Origin of the sequence: Nocardioides sp. (assembly GCF_036274455.1) — a bacterium.
Lineage (GTDB): Bacteria > Actinomycetota > Actinomycetes > Propionibacteriales > Nocardioidaceae > Nocardioides.
This window is the reverse complement of the sequence record NZ_DASUFR010000156.1, coordinates 19,988-37,452: the sequence shown is the minus strand read 5'-3', so window position 1 is coordinate 37,452 and position 17,465 is coordinate 19,988. Positions and strand designations below refer to the sequence as shown.

Genomic DNA, 17,465 nt, shown 5'->3' with positions numbered 1-17,465 from the left:
CCGCGCCACCCGGTCGAGGTGGCCGACGGTGTACTGCGGCAGCCCGCCGCCCCACCGCTGCACGTGCGTCGCCACCGGTGCCGCGGTGATGCCCGCCGCCTCGGCCAGGTCGGCAAGCGACGCGGCGACCAGCTCGTCGTCGCTGCGCTGCAGCGTCGCCTCCTCGCCGTGCCGGCCGAGCGAGGTGCGCAGGTGGACCAGCCCGTGCTCGGCCCCGGCCTCGCGGACCCAGCCCCACTTGGCGAAGGAGAACGTCGAGGCCTTGATCGCCCGGCCGTCGACCGGCGGGACGAGGAAGCCCGAGCTGTCGTCGATCGAGCCGGGCGCGAGCTCCGCAGCCGGGAACGCGAGCGTGACCACCACCATCGAGGCGTACTCGATCCCGGCCAGCTCAGCGGCCGCGGCGGGTGCCAGCTCGGCGAGCAGCCGCGCCGACGGCGCAGCGGGCGTGGCCACCACGACCGCGTCCGCCTCCAGCCGCTCGGGACGGGTGGTGGGGCCGACCACGACGGCGTAGCCCGACCCGGTCCGGGTCAGCTCGCGCACCGTCGCGTCGGTGCGGACGGGCACCCGGGCGGCCAGCGCCTCGGTCAGCCCGGCCATGCCACCGCGGAGCCCGGCGAACACCGGCGCGTCGCCCGCCGGCGGCAGCTCGGCGTTCAGCAGCGGCCCGTTGGACGCGAGGAAGACCAGCTGCGGGACGGTCGCGCGGGCCGAGAGCCGGCGCGCGTGGCCGGCGTACACGCCACCCAGCAGCGGCTCCACGAGGCGGTCGACCACCTCGTCACCGAGCCGGCTGGCGACCAGGTCGCCCACCGAGAGGTCGTCGTCGACCGGCAGTCCCGGCTGCTCGGCCTCGACCCGGGCGAGCCCCTCCTCGGACAGGACGCCGGACTTCCGGAGCTCGGCGAGGTCGACCGGCACCCCCATGACCGATCGCGGCAGCGGGCGCAGGGCGCCGCGGGTCCAGATCCGTGAGGACTGCACGGCCGGGTGCACGACGTCGAGCCCGAGCTCGCGGGCCAGGGCCACTCCCTCGGGTCGGCGGTTGAGCATCGCCTCGGCACCCACGTCGACGACCACGCCGCCCACCTCGGTGCGCCGGAGCTTGCCGCCGGCCTCCGGCGCGGCCTCGAGCACGGTGGCGTCGTGCCCCTCCAGCCCCAGGAGGTGGGCCGCGGTCAACCCGGCGAGCCCTCCTCCGACGACCAGCACCCGCACGGGTACAGGGTCGCAGGTCACGATTGGGGAACGGCCGGGAACCCCCGGCTCCCGGGGCTCGTCCGAGTCGCCATGGTGGCGACTCGACGGACTCCCTGGTTGCGCACGATGCTGGCGGCGGGCGCCGCGAGCGTCCTGGTCCTCCTCAGCAGCTGCTCGTCAAGCGGCGGCGGCGATGCCGGCTCGAGCAGCAGCGACGTGGCCGCCAGGGACGCGGCCGGCGGCGCGAACCAGGCCCAGGCCGACAGCGCGGTGGCGCCGGTGGCGGGAGCACCCGGCGAGGACGGCAGCCAGGCCGCCTACACCGGCACGGGTGTCCAGCAGCAGAAGGTGATCTCCACCGGGAACGTCCAGCTCCGCTCGGACGACGTGGGCCAGGCGATCTTCGACGTCCGCAAGGTCGTGGACGAGTACGCCGGCGCCATCGCCGAGGACAACACCGAGACCGACAAGGCCGGCGTGCCGCTGCGCTCGCGGATGGTGGTGCGGGTCCCGACCGCCGACTTCGACCACGCGATGACCGAGCTCGAGAAGGTCGGGACCCTCGTGTCGTCGAAGCGCCAGAGCCAGGACGTGACCACCCAGGTCCTCGACATGGACGCCCGTGTCGAGGCCCAGCGGCGCAGCATCGAGCGGATCCAGGTGCTCTTCGACAGCGCCACCTCGATCAAGGACGTGATGAGCATCGAGAGCGAGCTGTCCAGGCGGCAGGCCGACCTCGAGTCCCTCGAGTCCCAGCAGCGCTACCTGGCCGACCAGACCTCGATGTCGACGATCACGCTCTCGGTCGAGCGCACCTCGAAGGCGAGGCCGCAATCGAAGGCCGACCACGACGACACCGGGTTCCTCTCGGGGCTGGCCGGTGGCTGGGGCGCCATGAAGTCCTTCCTGGTGGGCGCCTCGACGGTGGCCGGCGCCCTCCTGCCCTGGCTGGTGCTGGCCCTCGTGCTCGTCGTCCCGGGGTGGCCGCTGGCCCGGCGGCTACGGCGACGCACCGCCACGCCGTAGGGCTCAGCTCAGCCCCAGGGGAGCTCGTGGCGGCGCCAGTACGCCGCGACCGCCGCCTCGATCCCGTCCGGCCACGTCCCGCCCACGCTCTCGACCGCGACGCGACCGTGGGTGATCAGGGCGTCGCGGACCGCGATCATCGCCGCGACCACGTCCTCCCGGGTGGCCCGGGGCTGGGGCAGCGCCGCCAGGACCTCGCGCTGGGGCTCGGTCAGCCGAGCGCTCCACTGCTTGACGCCCATCGGCGGCAGCGGCCGGTTGGACTCGGCGAACAGCCGGAAGAGGAGCACCGAGTAGTTGTGGACCGCGACCTGTCCTAGCAGCCAGTCCTCGCGAGCCACGACCGCCGCCGGGAAGATCGCGGCCTGCCTGAGGAACTCGGTGACCACCGCACCCATCGCCGCCGGGTCCGGACCACCGCCGTCGGCGGGTGGATCCGGCACGACCAGGCCGTCGCGGTCGAAGACCTCGACGCGGTGCCGGTACGGCGTGGCGGCGAGCTCCTCCACGCCTTCCACGACGACGTCGATGCGCAGCCCGGACCGCACGGTCAGCGCGAAGGAGGCAGCCCGCCCCGGGATCGGCTCGGTGATCACGGGGTCGAGTGAGGACCACGCGCTCGGATCGGTGAACGGAGCCGGGTCGCGGACCGTCACCACCACGTCGAGGTCGCTGCCCGCGTCGGCCGTGCCACGGGCCACCGAACCCGACACCCAGAGCGCCCGCACCTGCTCGTCCTCGCGGAGCAGCTCGGCCACCGCGGCCAGGAGCTCGGCGTACCCGTCCTCGAGCGGCGCGATGGCCTCGGTGAGCTGCACGTCGGCAGGCTAGAGGAAGCGCCGCCTACTCTCAGGGCTGTGCCCTCTCCCGAGAACGTCCGGATCGCCGTCCTCATCGACGCCGACAACACCTCACCGAAGCATGCCGAGGCCCTGCTGGAGGAGGTCGCCAAGTACGGCGTGCCGACGGTCAAGCGGGCCTATGGCGACTGGACCGACAAGCACCTGAGCGGGTGGCGCAGCGAGCTGCCGAAGTACGCGATCCAGCCGATGCTCCAGATCGCCAACACGACCGGCAAGAACTCGACCGACTCGGCGCTGATCATCGACGCGATGGACCTGCTCTACTCCGGCAACGTCGACGCCTTCGCACTGGTCTCCAGCGACAGCGACTTCACCTCGCTGGCGATCCGGCTGCGGGGCTCGGGGCGGACGGTCTACGGGCTGGGGCTCCACAAGACCCCGCTGGCGCTGCGCCAGGCCGTGGACCGGTTCATCTACCTCGAGGACCTGCACGACGGGACCGCGGAGGTGGCCGCGGAGGAGGCCGAGGAGAGCGAGCCGCGGCGGATCCCCGACCTGCGCCGGCTGCTGGAGCGGGCGGTGAACGGGACGGCCAACGACGACGGCTGGGCCTCCTTGTCGTCCGTGGCCAACCACATCACCCGGGTCGAGCCGTCGTTCTCGGTCAAGGACTACGGCGCCTCCAAGCTGGTCGACCTGGTGCGCGCCCAGAACTACCTCGACGTCGAGCAGCCCGACTCCGGAGCCGTTCGGGTGCGGCTGCGGTCCAACCGGCCGGCCAGGAGGACCGCCAAGAAGACAGCCGCCAAGAAGAAGTCCTAGCTGTCCTGACCGAGCTCGTAGGACTGGACGAACTCCGTCAGCCGCGCGAGCTGGTCGGGGTCCGTGCTCGGCAGCACGCCGTGGCCGAGGTTGAACACATGGCCGCGGGCCGCGCGGCCCGCCTCGATGACCTCCGCCGCCCGCCGGGTCATCACCCCGGTCGGCGCGAAGACCAACGTGGGGTCGAGGTTGCCCTGGACCGCCCGGTCGCCCACCTGTCCGATCGCGGTGCCCAGCGGCGAGCGCCAGTCGACGCCGACCACGTCGGCGCCCGCCTCGGCCATCAGGCCGAGCAGGTTCGCGGTGCCGACCCCGAAGTGGATCCGTGGCACGCCGAGCTCACCGGCCCTCGCGAGGACGCCCGCCGAGTAGGGCTGGACCGACGCTGCGTAGTCCCCGGGTGTCAGCGCACCGGCCCACGAGTCGAACAGCTGGACCGCGCTGGCGCCCGCGGCGACCTGCACCTCGAGGTAGGCCGCGGCGATCCCGGAGATCTTGGACATCAGCGCGTCCCACACCTCGGGCGCGCCCCACATCATCGCCTTGGTGAGCGCGTGTTCGCGCGACGGCCCGCCCTCGACGAGGTAGGACGCCACGGTGAACGGCGCCCCCGCGAAGCCGATCAGTGGCGTCTCGCCGAGCTCGGCAACCAGCTGCCGGACCGCCTGGGTGACGTAGGGGACGTGCTCGGGGACCAGGTCCGGGATCGCCTCGACGTCGGCGAGGGTCCGCACCGGCGTGGCCACCACCGGCCCGACGCCGGGCTTGATGTCGAGGTCCACACCGACCGCCTTGAGCGGCAGCACGATGTCGGAGAAGAAGATCGCCGCGTCGACGCCGTACCGCCGCACCGGCTGCAGCGTGATCTCGGTGACCAGGTCGGGGTCCATGCAGGACTCGAGCATGCCGGTGCCCTCGCGGACCCGGCGGTACTCCGGCAGTGACCGGCCCGCCTGGCGCATGTACCAGACCGGGGTGTGCGGCACCGGCTCCCCGCGCACGGCGCGCATGAACGCGCTGGTCAAGGGGGATCTGACGACATCCGGGGCGCCTTCGCTCACACACCCAGCCTGACAGTCCGTCCGGCGTGTTCGCACATCGGGAATCAGGGCCGCGACCTACTGTGTGGGCATGGTCGTGCGTCAGGAGACGCGCCCGGGACCGGGCGCGGCTGACGAGCCGCCCGCGTTCGTGGCGGCCGTGGCGACCATGCGCGCCGCCCGGCTGCGGCCCGAGATCCACTGCGAGGAGATGCCGGCCCCGCAGCGGATCGCGCCCTTCGCGGCCGCGCTCTCGGCCGAGGTGACCGTGGACGGCGAGGAGATCGGCACCGGCCGGATCATCCTGCTCCACGACCCCCTGGGCAACGACGCGTGGGACGGCGAGTTCCGCTGCGTCGCCTACGCGCGAGCCGAGATCGACGTCGAGCTGATCACCGACCCCATGCTGGCCGGAGTGGGTTGGACATGGCTCACCGACGCCCTCGACGCACACGGCGCGACCTACCACATGGCGTCGGGGACGGTGACCCGCGTGGCCACCGAGAGCTTCGGGGGGATGGCTGAGGAGAGCGCTTCAGCGCAGCTGGAGATCAGGGCGTCGTGGACACCGCTGGTGCCGTTCGACGGCCCGGTCCGGCCGCCGGGGGACGACCTCGACGTCGCGCCGCACGTCGAGGCTTGGGGGGAGCTGCTCTGCACCGCGGTCGGGCTGCCACCGGTGCCCGACGGCGTGGCCGTCATCCCGAGCCGCCGGGGACAGCGCGGCTCGGGGGTCTGATGCCGGACCCGACACCGTCGCACCAGCTCGAGGACTCGGGAGCAGAGGCAGCCGAGGAGCCGCGCCCGCTGCTCATCCTGCGCGACGGGCTGCCCCCGGTGACCGACACCGCTCCCGGGCTGGAGGCCGCGTGCGCCGCGATCGACGCCGGGACGGGACCGGTCGCGATCGACGCCGAGCGCGCCTCGGGCTACCGCTACTCGAGCCGGGCCTACCTGATCCAGCTGCGCCGCGAGGGCTCGGGCACGTGGCTGGTCGACCCCGTGGCCTTCGACTCACTGGCGCCACTGGCCGAGGTCCTGGCCGGCACGGACTGGATCCTGCACGCGGCGTCCCAGGACCTTCCCTGCCTGGCCGAGGTCGGGCTGCGCCCCGACTCGCTGTTCGACACCGAGCTGGCCGGCCGGCTGCTCGGCTACCCCCGCGTCGGGCTGGCCACCCTGGTCGAGACGGTGGTGGGCCGCCGGATGAAGAAGGAGCACTCCGCGGTCGACTGGTCGCGGCGGCCCCTGCCCGAGCCCTGGCTGGAGTACGCCGCCCTCGACGTCGAGGTGCTCGTCGAGCTGCGCGCCGTGCTGGAGCAGCAGCTGGTCGAGTCCGGCAAGGACGAGTGGGCCCGCCAGGAGTTCGACAACCTCCTGACCTTCGAGCTCACCCCCAGGGTGGACGCCTGGCGGCGTACCTCCGGCATGCACCGCATCCGCGGCCGGCGCGGCCTCGCCGCGGTGAAGGCACTCTGGGAGGCCCGCGACCAGCTCGCCGAGCGCCGCGACGTCACCCCGGGCCGCATCATCCCCGACTCGGCCATCGTCGCCGCAGCGCAGGCGATGCCCGGCGACCGCGACGCGCTGCTGTCGGTGAAGGGCTTCCACGGACGCGGGGCGGAGCGGTACGCCGCCCGCTGGGTGGCCGTGCTCCGGGAGGTGGCCGCCCTCGACGAGTCCGAGCTGCCCACGCGCGCTCCCCGGACGGAGGGTCCGCCGCTCCCCCGCGCCTGGGCCGAGCGTGACCCCGTGGCGGCCCGTCGGCTGGTGCTCGCCCGAGAGGCGCTCGCCGCCCTCTCCGTGCAGCACGAGGTGCCGGCCGAGAACCTCCTCACGCCGGACTACCTGCGCAGGGTGCTCTGGACGCCGCCGGCGACCCGCGACCCGGACGCGCTGGCCGCCGCCGTGGCCACCGCCCTGACCGACCTCGGGGCCCGCCGGTGGCAGATCGAGCTGACCGGCTCCGCCGTCACCCAGGCGATCCTGGCAGCAGACCAGGAGCCCTCCGCCGAGAGCACCGGCGCAGACCGCGCCCCGGACGAGCAGGGTTAGTCGCCGTCCTCGGACTCCTCCGCGCTGGGTGACTCGGTCGGAGGCGACAGCACGGTCTGCGAGGCTGCGTCGATCTGCTCGGTGAGCGCGTCGAGGTCGGGGACCTCGACGGTCATCAGCTGCTGGAGCTCGTCGGCGACGGCGTTCTCGAGCCCGGCGTAGTCGTCGATCAGCGGGAAGATCCGCATGCTCTTGATGCTGTTGTTGGACACGCCCGAGTGCACCGGCGCCCGCCCCTCCTGGATGAAGGCGTCGGAGAGCGCCACGTTGGTGTTGGCGGGCGCGAGGTAGCCGGCCTGCGCCACCGCGCTCACCGACTCGGTCGAGATGAAGTCGACCACGAAGTCAGCGGCCGGGCCGGGGCTCGGAGTGTGCTTGGACATGCAGACGCCGGTGAGGCTGCCGACCGTGGCCGCCGAGTCGACGACCGGCATGGGCATGATGTCGAAGTCGAGGGTGCCGGTCGGACGCAGCTGCGGCACAAGGTCGCGGAAGCCCGCGATCATGCCGAGCTTGCCCTCCCGGAACCACTCCAGCGGCGTCTTCTCCGCGAGCTGCTCGGTCGTGAGGGTGAGCTTCGGGTCACGCAGCACCGGCAGCACCTGCTCGAGCGCGGACTTGGTGTCGTCGGAGGAGAACGCCAGGGAGGTCGGTGAGTCGTCGTCGTCGAAGATCTGACCGCCGGCCGAGATGATGAACGGCGCGAGCCCCCGGAGGGTGGGCGAGATGTAGAAGCCGGAGATCCCCCGGCGCGGCCGGCTGGCGTACTCCGCCGCCGCCTGGAACTGCTCGAAGCTCCAGGTCGGCTTCTTCGAGAGGTCCTCGTCGTCGACGGTCGGCGCGTCGATACCCTTCTCGGCCATCGCCTCGAAGTCGACGAGCCGGGGGTTGTAGTACATGACCATCGGCGAGATGCCGTAGGGCATGCACTGCAGCTGACGGTCGCTCGAGAACGCCTCGAGCGCGGGCCGCGAGTAGCCGTCACCGAAGTCGACGCCCCGGTCGTCGAGCAGGCCGCCGATGGGCTGGTTGAGCTTGTTGTCCTGGAGGACCTTCAGGTCCGTCCGGTCGACCAGGAAGACGTCGGGCGCCTTGCCGCCCCGCAGGGCCGCCATCAGCTCCTCGTGGGTCTGGTAGGCCTTGATCTTGACCGTCGCCTCGTCGTGGTAGGCGTTGTAGGTGTCGACCACTCCCTGGTAGGCCGCGATCTCGTTCTCGCCACCCCAGACCCCGAGCGTGATGTGGGCCTTCTTCGCCGGGGCCGAGCTCGTCGAGGGCCGCGTCGGCCCGGGCTCCGCCTCGCCGCCGTCGCAGCCCGCGACCGCCGCACCGAGCGCAAGCAGCAGCGGCACCACGACCCAGCTACGACGCACCACACCTCCTCGTTCGGACCGCTCTTTCGGCCCGGGCCACCCTATCCACCGGTCACCGGCACCACTCCGGTCACTCCCGTCGCTGCTCAGCCGAGCGCGTGGTAGCGCCGGGCCTCGGCGACCACCTCGTCGAAGACCGCCCGGCTCACGGCGGCTCCCTCCCGCCGGATCGCGTCGTCGCGCAGGATCACCAGCCGGTCCAGCCGCACCTCACTGGGCCGGCGCTCGGGGTCCCAGGCGCCCGCGCCGATGTCCATCCAGTGCCGGCCGTGCCGCGCCTCGTCCTCGGCGTCCCGGTCGTGGTCCTTGCTGGTCATCATCAGCCCGGCCCAGTAGTCGACGCCGTCGATCACCTTGCGGCCGATCAGCAGCACCGGGCGGTCCTTGCCCTGGCTCGGGTCCTCCTCGTAGGGCACCCAGCCCCAGACCACCTCACCGGGATCGGGCAGCCCGTCGGCCTCGGGTTCGTAGGACGTCACGAACCCGAAACTAGGGGAGATTCCTGAGGAGAACCGGAATCGGGTGCCGGCCGCCGTCGTTACAATGGTCGGAGCATGCCGGGCCGCGGCAGCCCCGGGTCCCAATATCAGCCGCTACGAGCGGCCACGCGCCGTGAGGCGCTCCCGGTCCGGCATGCTCCAGCCCTCTCGGACCGGCCAGACGGCTCAGGCGAGCCCGTGCGCGAGCTCCTGGTGGCCGGCGGCCTCGAGCTGCTCGGCGAGGACCAGCATCCGCTGCACGTCCGCCTCGGTCGCGTCGTCGAGCCGGGCCCGGCCGGTCGCCACCACCCGCGCGAACGCCGCGGTCCGGAACAGGACGTCGGCGAAGTCGCTGCCCGCGATCCCGCGCAGCACCTCGTCGACCATCGTCTTCAGCTCCTCCGGCCCCGGCGGCTCCGCGACCCCGGCCACCACCTGGGCGACCTGGGCGGTCCGGCGGCCCGCGTCGAACTCCCGCGCGACCGCGACCGGGTCGGCGTAGACCCACGAGCGCACCACGAACAGCCGCCACAGGCAGCCGGCCAGCGAGTCCGCCGGCGAGCCGGCCCACACCTCGGCGATGGTCTCGATCCCCTCGGTCTCGGCCAGGTGCAGGACCCGCTCCGCCACCTCAGGGTCGTCGGTGCCACGGGCGCCGCGCACCAGAAGGTTGGCGGCCAGGTCGGCCGCCTCGCTGACTCGCGCGGGGTCCTCGCCGCCGACGATGGCCGCGAAGAAGTCCGCACCCGGCCTCATCGGGCGATGGTGCTGGCGATCCGACACCCGCGTCACGTTACGCGGGGTGTGCTCGGACGGTCAGGAGATCCGGCTGGTCCTCGACGAGGTTGCCGGCCTCACGACTGCGTCAGCACCGAGCGGACCCGCTGGTCGCTCACCGGATGGGCCGTCCCCAGCTGCTGTGCCCAGAGCGAGACCCGCAGCTCCTCGAGCATCCAGCGCGCCCGCCGCAGCCGCTCGCCCGGGGGGCGCTCTTCGGGCAGCGCCGCGACCTGGTGGAGCCAGGACTCCTGCAGCTCGGTGATCCGGTCCATCAGCTGACGGTCTCGGTTGACCGCCGCACCGCCCTGGCCCAGGGCCTCGCGCCGCAGCGTGATGGCGCGCAGGTAGGTGGGGTAGCGGCGCAGGTGCTCGGGACCGGCCTCGGACAGGAACCCGGGGTGCACCAGCCGCTCCAGCTGTGCCTTCATGTCGGCCAGCGCGGGCAGCAGCGCCATCTCGGCGCGCCCGCTGAGCAGCTTGTCGACGGTCCGCCAGCCGTCGAGCACCCGCAGCACCTCCCCGAGGAGGTCGTGCAACGCCGGTGCCACGGCGGGGCGCGCACGCTTCACCAACGCTGCGAAGTCGCCCTCGGACCGGACCTGGGCAGCACCATCGACGAGCCCACCGACAACCGCGGCCCGGCTGTCCGCAAGCAGCTCCGCGACCGAGGAGTACGGCGACCCGGCCAGCCCCAGCCGGTCCGTGGTCGAGAGCGGGGCCAGCAGCTCGGCGTCGGAGGGGAAGGAGAGGCCGAGCAGGAGCAGCCGGCGTACGCCCAGCCGATGCCGAGCCTCGGCCTCGTCGGTCGTGCCGAAGACCCCGAGCCCGACAGTGGCGCCCTCGTCGACCAGCGCGGGGAACACCGTGACCCGATGCCCGGCCCGGGTCAGCGTCGCCGACTCCTCGATCGTGCCGAACACCCAGCTGGTCTCGCCGGTCCGGGCCAGCCCGCTGTCGGACGCGACGTCCTCCATCGCCTGCTCGAACTGCGGCCGCAGCGGCGCCTTGAGCGCCTCGATGTCCTTGCCGCGGGCCTGCTCGGTGCCGGTGTCGTCGACCACGCGGTAGGTCGGCTGCAGGTGCGCCGGCACCTTCGACCAGTCCCACGCCTCGCGCGGCACGACGACCCCGGTGGTCGACCTCATCCACCGCTCCAGCGCGTCGAGCAGGGGCTCCTCCCCCGGCGGCACGGCGGCCAGGAACTCCCGCGCCTTGTTGGGCGCCGGCACGAACGAGACCCGCAGGTGCTTCGGCAGCGACCGGATCAGCGCGGTGACCAGCTCTTCGCGCAGGCCGGGCACCTGCCAGGAGAAGTCCTCGGCCTCGACCCGGTTGAGGGTCGAGACCGGGACGTCGATGGTGAGCCCGTCGTCGGCAGCACCGGGTTCGAAGTGGTAGCTGATCGGGAAGGTCAGCCCCTCCTCGCCGCTGTCCCACCGCTCGGGGTAGTCATCCTCCGTGACCTGCTCGGCGGTGTCCCGCGTGAGCATCGAGGAGTCGAAGGTGAGCAGGTCGGGTCGGCTGCGCCGTTCCTGCTTCCACCACTGGTCGAAGTGCGCGCCGCTCACCACCTCGGCGCCCACGCGCTCGTCGTAGAAGTCGAACAGCGTGTGTTCGTCGACCACGATGTCGCGGCGCCGGGCCCGGTGCTCGAGCTCCTCGGCCTCCTCGAGAAGCCGCCGGTTGGTCTCCAGGAAGCGGTGCTGCGAGCTCCACTCGCCGTAGACGAGTGCGTGCCGGATGAACAGCTCGCGGGAGAGCGCCGGGTCGATCCGGCCGTACGCCGTGAGCCGGTCGGCGACGAGCGGAACGCCGTAGAGCGTCACCCGCTCGTAGGCCATCACCGAAGCACGCTTCTTCGACCAGTGCGGCTCGGAGTAGGTCCGCTTGACCAGGTGCGACCCGAGCTGCTCGGCCCACTCCGGCTTGATCGCCGCGTTCTGCCGCGCCCACAGGCGGGAGGTCTCGACCAGCTCGCCGGCCATGAGGTACTGCGGGTTCTTCCGGTGCAGCGCGCTGCCAGGGAAGATCGCGAACCGGGCGCCGCGCGCGCCGAGGTACTCCCGCGGCCCCCTCGGTCGAGCAGAGTCGCGGCGGTCGCGCTCCTCCAGCAGCCCGATGTGCGAGAGCAGCCCGGCCAGCAGCGACTGGTGGATCCCGTCCGCGTCCGGCACGTCTGCCGGCCTGCCCACCCGGATCTCCATCTCCTTGCAGACCTGGCGCAGCTGGGACTCGAAGTCCTGCCACTCGCGCACCCGCAGGTAGTTGAGGTACTCGCGCCGGCACATCCGACGGAAGGCCGACGAGGACAGCTCGTGCTGCTGCTCGCGCAGGTAGCGCCAGAGGTTGAGCCAGGTCAGGAAGTCCGACCCCTCAGCCTTGAACCGAGCGTGCTGCTGGTCGGCCTGAGCCTGCAGCTCGGCGGGCCGCTCGCGCGGGTCCTGCAGTGACAGTGCCGCCGCGATCACGATGACCTCGCGCACACAGCCGCGACGCTCGGCCTCGAGGACCATCCGGCCCAGCCGCGGGTCGATCGGTATCCGCGCCAGCCGCCTGCCGACCTTCGAGAGCCGCGCATCGCCGATCGAGCCGGTCGAGCGCCCCGCAGCGAAGGCACCCAGCTCCTCCAACAGCTGGACGCCGGCCGTCACGTTGCGCCGGTCCGGCGGCTCCACGAACGGGAACCGCGCCATCTCACCGAGCCGCAGGGCCGCCATCTGCAGGATGACGCTGGCCAGGTTGGTCCGCAGGATCTCCGGGTCGGTGAACTCCGGTCGCGCCTCGAAGTCCTCTTCGGAGTAGAGCCGGATCGCGATGCCCGGCCCGAGCCGGCCGCACCGCCCCGAGCGCTGGTTGGCCGACGCCTGGCTGATCGGCTCGATCGGCAGCCGCTGCACCTTGGTCCGCACCGAGTAGCGCGAGATCCGCGCGACGCCGGTGTCGACGACGTACCGGATGCCGGGCACGGTCAGCGAGGTCTCGGCGACGTTGGTGGCGAGGACGACGCGGCGCCCGGCGTGCGGTGCGAACACCTTGTGCTGCTCGGCCGAGGACAGCCGGCTGTACAGGGGAACGATCTCGACACCCTGCCGATCGAGCCTGTCGAGATCACCGTCGGCCAGTGCGTCCGTGGTGTCCCGGATCTCCCGCTCCCCCGGGAGGAACACCAGGATGTCGCCGGGCCCCTCCGCGGTCAGCTCACGCACGGCGTCGAGGATCGCCTCGGTCTGGTCCCGGACGATCGGCTCGCCCTCGTCGTCGAGCTCAGCAGAGCCGTCCCGGACGGCGACCAGCGGCCGGTAGCGGAGCTCCACCGGGTAGGTCCGCCCGGAGACCTCCACCACGGGCGCGTCGAAGTGGGCAGCGAACCGGTCGACGTCGATCGTCGCGCTGGTGATGACCACCTTCAGGTCGGGCCGGCGCGGCAGCAGCCGCTTGAGGTAGCCGAGGAGGAAGTCGATGTTCAGCGACCGCTCGTGCGCCTCGTCGATGATGATCGTGTCGTAGCGCCGCAGCTGCCGGTCCCGCTGCAGCTCGGCCAGCAGGATCCCGTCGGTCATCAGCTTGACCCGGCTGCGCTTCGACGTACGGTCGGTGAACCGCACCTGGTAGCCGACCAGGTCGCCGAGCTCGGTGCCGAGCTCGGCGGCGATCCGCTCCGCGACGGACCGGGCCGCGATCCGTCGCGGCTGGGTGTGGCCGATCATCCCGCCACCGCGACCGGCACCGCGGCCGCGGCCCAGCTCGAGGCAGATCTTCGGGAGCTGGGTGGTCTTCCCGGAGCCGGTCTCGCCCGCCACGATCACCACCTGGTGGTCGCGGATCGCCGCGGCGATCTCCTCGCGGCGCTGGCTGACCGGGAGGTCGCCCGGATAGGTGATCTCGAGCTGCTCCACGGACATGACCGGGCCATTGTTCCAGCGTGCTTCCAGCGTGCCGCCGAAACTCCCTGGCAACGCGCTCGGCACCCGGGGTTAGGTTCGCTCCATGACAGACACCCAGGGCAGCCGCGAAGTCGACGCCATCGCCGACCGGTTCGTCGCCGACTACGCCGCCCTCGACCCCGTCGCGGCCACCTTCTTCGGCATCCCGGGCCACGACGGCGAGCTCGCCGACCTCAGTCCGGACGGCTACGACGCCAGGACCGAGCTGCAGCGCAGGGCCCGCGAGGCGGCGGCCGCGGCGACCCCGGTCGACGTGCGCGAGGAGATCGCCCAGCTGTCCTTCCTCGAGCGTGCCGACGTCGAGCTCGACCAGGCCGCGGCCCACTACCGCCAGGCCAAGGTCAGCTCCATCTACAGCGAGCTGCACGAGATCCGCGGCGCCTTCGACCTCATGGGCCGCGACAGCGAGGAGGAGTGGTCGGCCATGGCCTCGCGGCTGGCCGCGGTGCCGCGCGCGCTCGAGCAGTGGCGCACCACGCTGCTGGAGGAGGCCGCCGCCGGCCGGGTCAGCCCGCGCCGGCAGATCGGGCTGGTCGCCGAGCAGGTGCGGACCTGGACCGGGCGCTCCGGCTCCGGCGGGGACTTCTTCGCCTCGATCGTCGAGGAGGCGACCGAGGCGACCGGCGTGCCGGAGGGGCTCCGCAGCGACCTTGCCCGCCGTGCCGAGGAGGCCAGTGCGGCGTTCGTGGAGACCGCTGCCTTCCTCGACGAGGAGCTGGCGCCCCGCGGCCGCGAACAGGAGGCCGTGGGCCGCGAGCAGTACCAGCGCGACTCGCGATACTTCCTCGGCAGCATGGTCGACCTCGACGAGACCTACGCCTGGGGCTGGGAGGAGCTGTACCGCATCGAGACCGAGATGGCCGAGGTGGCCGGCAAGATCGCGGGGGCGGGCGCGTCGGTGGCCGAGGCCGTGGCGGTCCTGGACGCCGACCCGAGCCGGCAGTTCGACGACGCCGAGGAGTTCCGCGGCTGGATGCAGGAGCTCGCCGACCGCACCCTCGCCGACCTCAACGGCACCCACTTCGACATCGCCGAGCCGCTGCGCACGATCGAGTGCCGCATCGCCCCGACCCACGACGGGGCGATCTACTACACCCCGCCGAGCGAGGACTTCACCCGCCCGGGCCGGATGTGGTGGTCGGTCCCCGAGGGCACCGAGAAGTTCTCTCCGTGGCGCGAGGCGACGACCGTCTTCCACGAGGGCGTCCCCGGCCACCACCTGCAGTGCGCCCAGGCCATCTACCAGCACGACAAGCTCAACCGCTGGCAGCGCAGCATGTGCTGGGTCTCGGGGCACGGCGAGGGCTGGGCGCTCTACGCCGAGCGGCTGATGGACGAGCTCGGCTACCTCGCCGACCCGGCCGAGCGGCTCGGCTTCCTCGACGGCCAGGCGCTGCGGGCCACCCGGGTGATCGTCGACATCGGCATGCACCTCGAGCTGGAGATCCCGAAGGACAACCCGTTCGGGTTCCATCCCGGTGAACGCTGGACGGGCGACCTCGGCCTGGAGTTCATGCGCCAGCACGTGCGCTTCGACGACGCGATGATCGTCGCGGAGACCAACCGCTACCTCGGCCTCGCAGCGCAGGCGCCGTCGTACAAGATCGGCGAGCGGATCTGGCTCCAGGCGCGCGAGGAGGAGCGGCAGCGCCAGGGTGCGGCCTTCGACCTCAAGACCTTCCACCGCGAGGCCCTCGACCTCGGCTCCCTCGGCCTGGACCCGATGCGTGAGGCGCTGGCCCGGCTCTGACGACTACGGCGTGGCGTCGCGCGCCGGCTGCCAGTCGGCCCGGGTGACGAACGCGTAGGCGGGCTTCCTCGGGAAGGTGCGGTCCGAGGAGTAGACCCGGACGGCGTACGACGGGCCGTCGTACTGGACGAGCCAGCCGCCACCGGCCTTCGTGCGCAGCAGCGCGACGTCGACGGTGGTGCCGTCGCCCACCGCCACGGTGGTGCAGCGGAGGTAGGTCACCAGACACGAGAAGCCGCCGCCGCTGTAGACCGGCCTGGCCGACCAGCGCAGGGTGCCGCCGGCCCCTGCGGCGCCCGACCACGTGCCCCGGACGGCCGGCGACCGGTCGAGCGAGGTCTGGGTGAAGGTCTCGCCCCTGCTCAGCAGGGCCGCCCGGCCGGCCGACGCGAACGCGTCGCTCGCGATCGTGGGGGGCGCCTGCGGTGCCCGGCCGGGCAGGATCAGCCGCGCGTCGGAGGCCGCGGCGACGAGGGCCGCCTCACTGCCGCCACTGCCGCCGAAGCCGTCACTGGTGGCCAGGCGGTGGCTGCCGTCGTAGGTCGGGTCCGCGGTCACCACGACCACCTGGCCGTCGGCGTGCTCCACGGCGACCCGCCGCACCCCGTCGTGGATCGCCACCTCGGCACGGACGGTGCCGGAGTCGACCACGTGGCAGCTCCAGTCGGAGTACGTCGCCCCGCAGTCCCAGTCGACCTGGTCCCAGCCGCTGGCCACCATGATCTCCAGCCCCGAGAGCGCGCGGCCGCGCTCCCAGCGGTAGGTCGCGCCCAGGGCGAAGAGCTGCCCGTCGGACCTCCGTGTCGCCTTCGGGTCGATCCTTCGGTCGTAGGGCTGCAGGCCGGCCCGGTCGGGGTCGAGGTGCTCGGCCAGGACGTCGTTGTAATAGGCCAGCACCCGGTCGATCCGGACCTTCGTGTCTCCCGTCGGCGGTGGCTCGGTCGGCGGCGGGACGGTGGTCGGGTCGGTCGGGGTCGGGGTCACCAGATCGGTGGGAGTGCCGGACGGGAGGCCGGTGGGGTCGCCGGTCGGGTCGCCGCTGGGGAGCCCGGACGGCGTCGAGGTGGGAGCCGAGGTCGGCTCCACCCATGGAACGCCGTGGTGCTGGGCCGTGCCGGCGCTCACCTCCGCGGTCGGAGCGTTCTTGACCTGGTCGAGGCTCGGGGGCGCCCCGGCGTCGGCGCCCCGGTCGGTCCCGGGGCCGGCGGCCCCGCCGACCGGGTCGTCGCCCCCGCCGCGGTCGTGGGAGCCCGGCGTGGCCTCCTGGCCCTTGTCGGAGGGTGTGGCGCTCGGGGTGGCCGGGAGGACGGTCGGCACCTGGGTGCTCGGCGGGACCTCGGTGGCCTTCGGGTCGCCGGCGGTGAGGCCGGTGATGCCGAGCACCACGGCCAGGGTCCCGGTCGTCGCGCCCGCCATGGCCAGCCGCATCCGCAGCAACCGGCGCCGACCCCGGCGCACGTCCTCGCCGGGCGGGACCACCGGGACGGGGACCCCGCGAGCCAGGGAGTGCAGCCGCTCCTCGAGGAAGCGGTCGGCGCCGTCCGTCATCGCCGGCCTCCTCTCGGGGTGGCGTCGGCCAGGAGCACCGAGCGGAGCTTGTCGAGGGCGGCCGAGGTCTGGCTCTTGACGGTGCCCGGGCTGACGCCGAGGTCGGCGGCCGTCTCCTCGACCGAGAGCCCCCAGTAGTGGCGGAGCACCACGACCCTGCGCTGCTTGGGGCCCAACTTGCGCAGCGCCGACCAGAGGGCGTCGGAGTCCTCGGGCGTGACCCCCACCGGGGCCGGCCGGTCCAGCCGGTCATCGGTCGTCGGGGCCTCGCGGCGCCAGGGGCGGCGGGTCTCGTCGAGGTGGCTGTTGACGATCACCCGGCGGACGTAGGCGTCGACGGAGTCGGCGCGCGACGCGCGCGGCCAGGCGACGTAGAGCTTCGCGAGTGCGTTCTGCACGATGTCCTCGGCCCGGTGCGGGTCACCACAGAGCAGGTACGCCGCCCGGTAGAGATGCGCGCGCCGACCGACGACGTAGGCCGTGAAGCCGTCGTCCCGCGTGCCGACCAAGAGCCGCTGCCCCAATCCAGTGGGTTGGTGGTGACCGAACCGTTCTACCCCTCTGACGCCGGGAAACCCAGTCAGGTTGGCTCTGGCGGAGGGATTTCCGTGCTCGTGACGCTTTCGTGGGTGCCCGCGCGCC

The 17,465-nt window shown here is 72.9% G+C and carries 14 protein-coding genes; 5 read left to right on the top strand and 9 right to left on the bottom strand.

Features of this window, described 5'->3' with window-relative positions:
• A partial coding sequence (hemG, locus tag VFV89_RS15605) for a protoporphyrinogen oxidase (RefSeq protein ID WP_329706875.1) occupies window positions 1-1,221 on the bottom strand: 1,221 nt, incomplete at its 3' end.
• Between the two features lie 108 nt (window positions 1,222-1,329).
• Here hemG and VFV89_RS15600 point away from each other — a divergent pair.
• Window positions 1,330-2,229, top strand: coding sequence for a DUF4349 domain-containing protein (locus tag VFV89_RS15600; RefSeq protein WP_329706876.1), 900 nt, complete (start codon window positions 1,330-1,332; stop codon window positions 2,227-2,229).
• A gap of 8 nt (window positions 2,230-2,237) precedes the next feature.
• Here VFV89_RS15600 and VFV89_RS15595 read toward each other — a convergent pair whose 3' ends face one another.
• Entirely contained in the window at window positions 2,238-3,047 is an 810-nt protein-coding gene (locus VFV89_RS15595; protein WP_329706874.1) for a nucleotidyltransferase domain-containing protein, read from the bottom strand.
• Between the two features lie 39 nt (window positions 3,048-3,086).
• Between VFV89_RS15595 and VFV89_RS15590 the strand changes: the two genes are divergently transcribed.
• Complete coding sequence (locus VFV89_RS15590; protein ID WP_329706873.1) at window positions 3,087-3,854, top strand: NYN domain-containing protein; 768 nt, start codon at window positions 3,087-3,089, stop codon at window positions 3,852-3,854.
• Here the strand turns inward: VFV89_RS15590 and hemE are convergent.
• Window positions 3,851-4,864 carry a uroporphyrinogen decarboxylase gene (gene hemE / locus VFV89_RS15585; protein ID WP_329706872.1) on the bottom strand — a complete coding sequence of 338 codons (1,014 nt, stop codon included), beginning with the start codon at window positions 4,862-4,864 and terminating at the stop codon, window positions 3,851-3,853. The genes VFV89_RS15590 and hemE overlap by 4 nt on opposite strands.
• Before the next feature lie 121 nt (window positions 4,865-4,985).
• On the opposite strand from hemE, the gene VFV89_RS15580 reads away from it, so the two are divergent.
• Both VFV89_RS15580 and VFV89_RS15575 read left to right on the top strand, forming a co-directional pair.
• Window positions 4,986-5,633, top strand: a complete 648-nt coding sequence (locus VFV89_RS15580; protein WP_329706871.1) for a DUF3000 domain-containing protein — start codon at window positions 4,986-4,988, stop codon at window positions 5,631-5,633.
• Window positions 5,633-6,949, top strand: coding sequence for a ribonuclease D (locus VFV89_RS15575; protein WP_329706870.1), 1,317 nt, complete (start codon window positions 5,633-5,635; stop codon window positions 6,947-6,949). The genes VFV89_RS15580 and VFV89_RS15575 overlap by 1 nt, the downstream gene beginning before the upstream one ends.
• On the opposite strand, the gene VFV89_RS15570 is transcribed toward VFV89_RS15575, so the two are convergent.
• The 4 genes from VFV89_RS15570 to hrpA all read right to left on the bottom strand — a co-directional run bounded on the left by VFV89_RS15570 (window position 6,946) and on the right by hrpA (window position 13,483).
• On the bottom strand, window positions 6,946-8,322 hold the full coding sequence (locus VFV89_RS15570; RefSeq protein ID WP_329706869.1) for an ABC transporter substrate-binding protein: 1,377 nt from the start codon (window positions 8,320-8,322) through the stop codon (window positions 6,946-6,948). The genes VFV89_RS15575 and VFV89_RS15570 overlap by 4 nt on opposite strands.
• An 86-nt stretch (window positions 8,323-8,408) precedes the next feature.
• A complete protein-coding gene (locus tag VFV89_RS15565; RefSeq protein ID WP_329706868.1) occupies window positions 8,409-8,801 on the bottom strand; it encodes a type II toxin-antitoxin system PemK/MazF family toxin in 393 nt (130 codons plus the stop codon).
• A gap of 186 nt (window positions 8,802-8,987) precedes the next feature.
• A complete protein-coding gene (locus VFV89_RS15560; protein WP_329706867.1) occupies window positions 8,988-9,557 on the bottom strand; it encodes a hypothetical protein in 570 nt (189 codons plus the stop codon).
• A 98-nt stretch (window positions 9,558-9,655) separates the two neighbouring features.
• Entirely contained in the window at window positions 9,656-13,483 is a 3,828-nt protein-coding gene (gene hrpA, locus VFV89_RS15555; protein WP_329706866.1) for an ATP-dependent RNA helicase HrpA, read from the bottom strand.
• Between the two features lie 85 nt (window positions 13,484-13,568).
• Here hrpA and VFV89_RS15550 point away from each other — a divergent pair, with 85 nt between their 5' ends.
• Entirely contained in the window at window positions 13,569-15,275 is a 1,707-nt protein-coding gene (locus VFV89_RS15550; RefSeq protein WP_329706865.1) for a DUF885 domain-containing protein, read from the top strand.
• A 3-nt stretch (window positions 15,276-15,278) separates the two neighbouring features.
• Here the strand turns inward: VFV89_RS15550 and VFV89_RS15545 are convergent, their stop codons facing one another.
• Window positions 15,279-16,823: a PT domain-containing protein gene (locus VFV89_RS15545; protein ID WP_329706864.1), complete on the bottom strand. Its 1,545-nt coding sequence runs from the start codon at window positions 16,821-16,823 to the stop codon at window positions 15,279-15,281.
• Window positions 16,820-17,332 carry a SigE family RNA polymerase sigma factor gene (locus VFV89_RS15540; protein WP_329706863.1) on the bottom strand — a complete coding sequence of 171 codons (513 nt, stop codon included), beginning with the start codon at window positions 17,330-17,332 and terminating at the stop codon, window positions 16,820-16,822. Before VFV89_RS15540 ends, VFV89_RS15545 begins: the two co-directional genes overlap by 4 nt.
• Window positions 17,333-17,465: the final 133 nt, after the last annotated feature.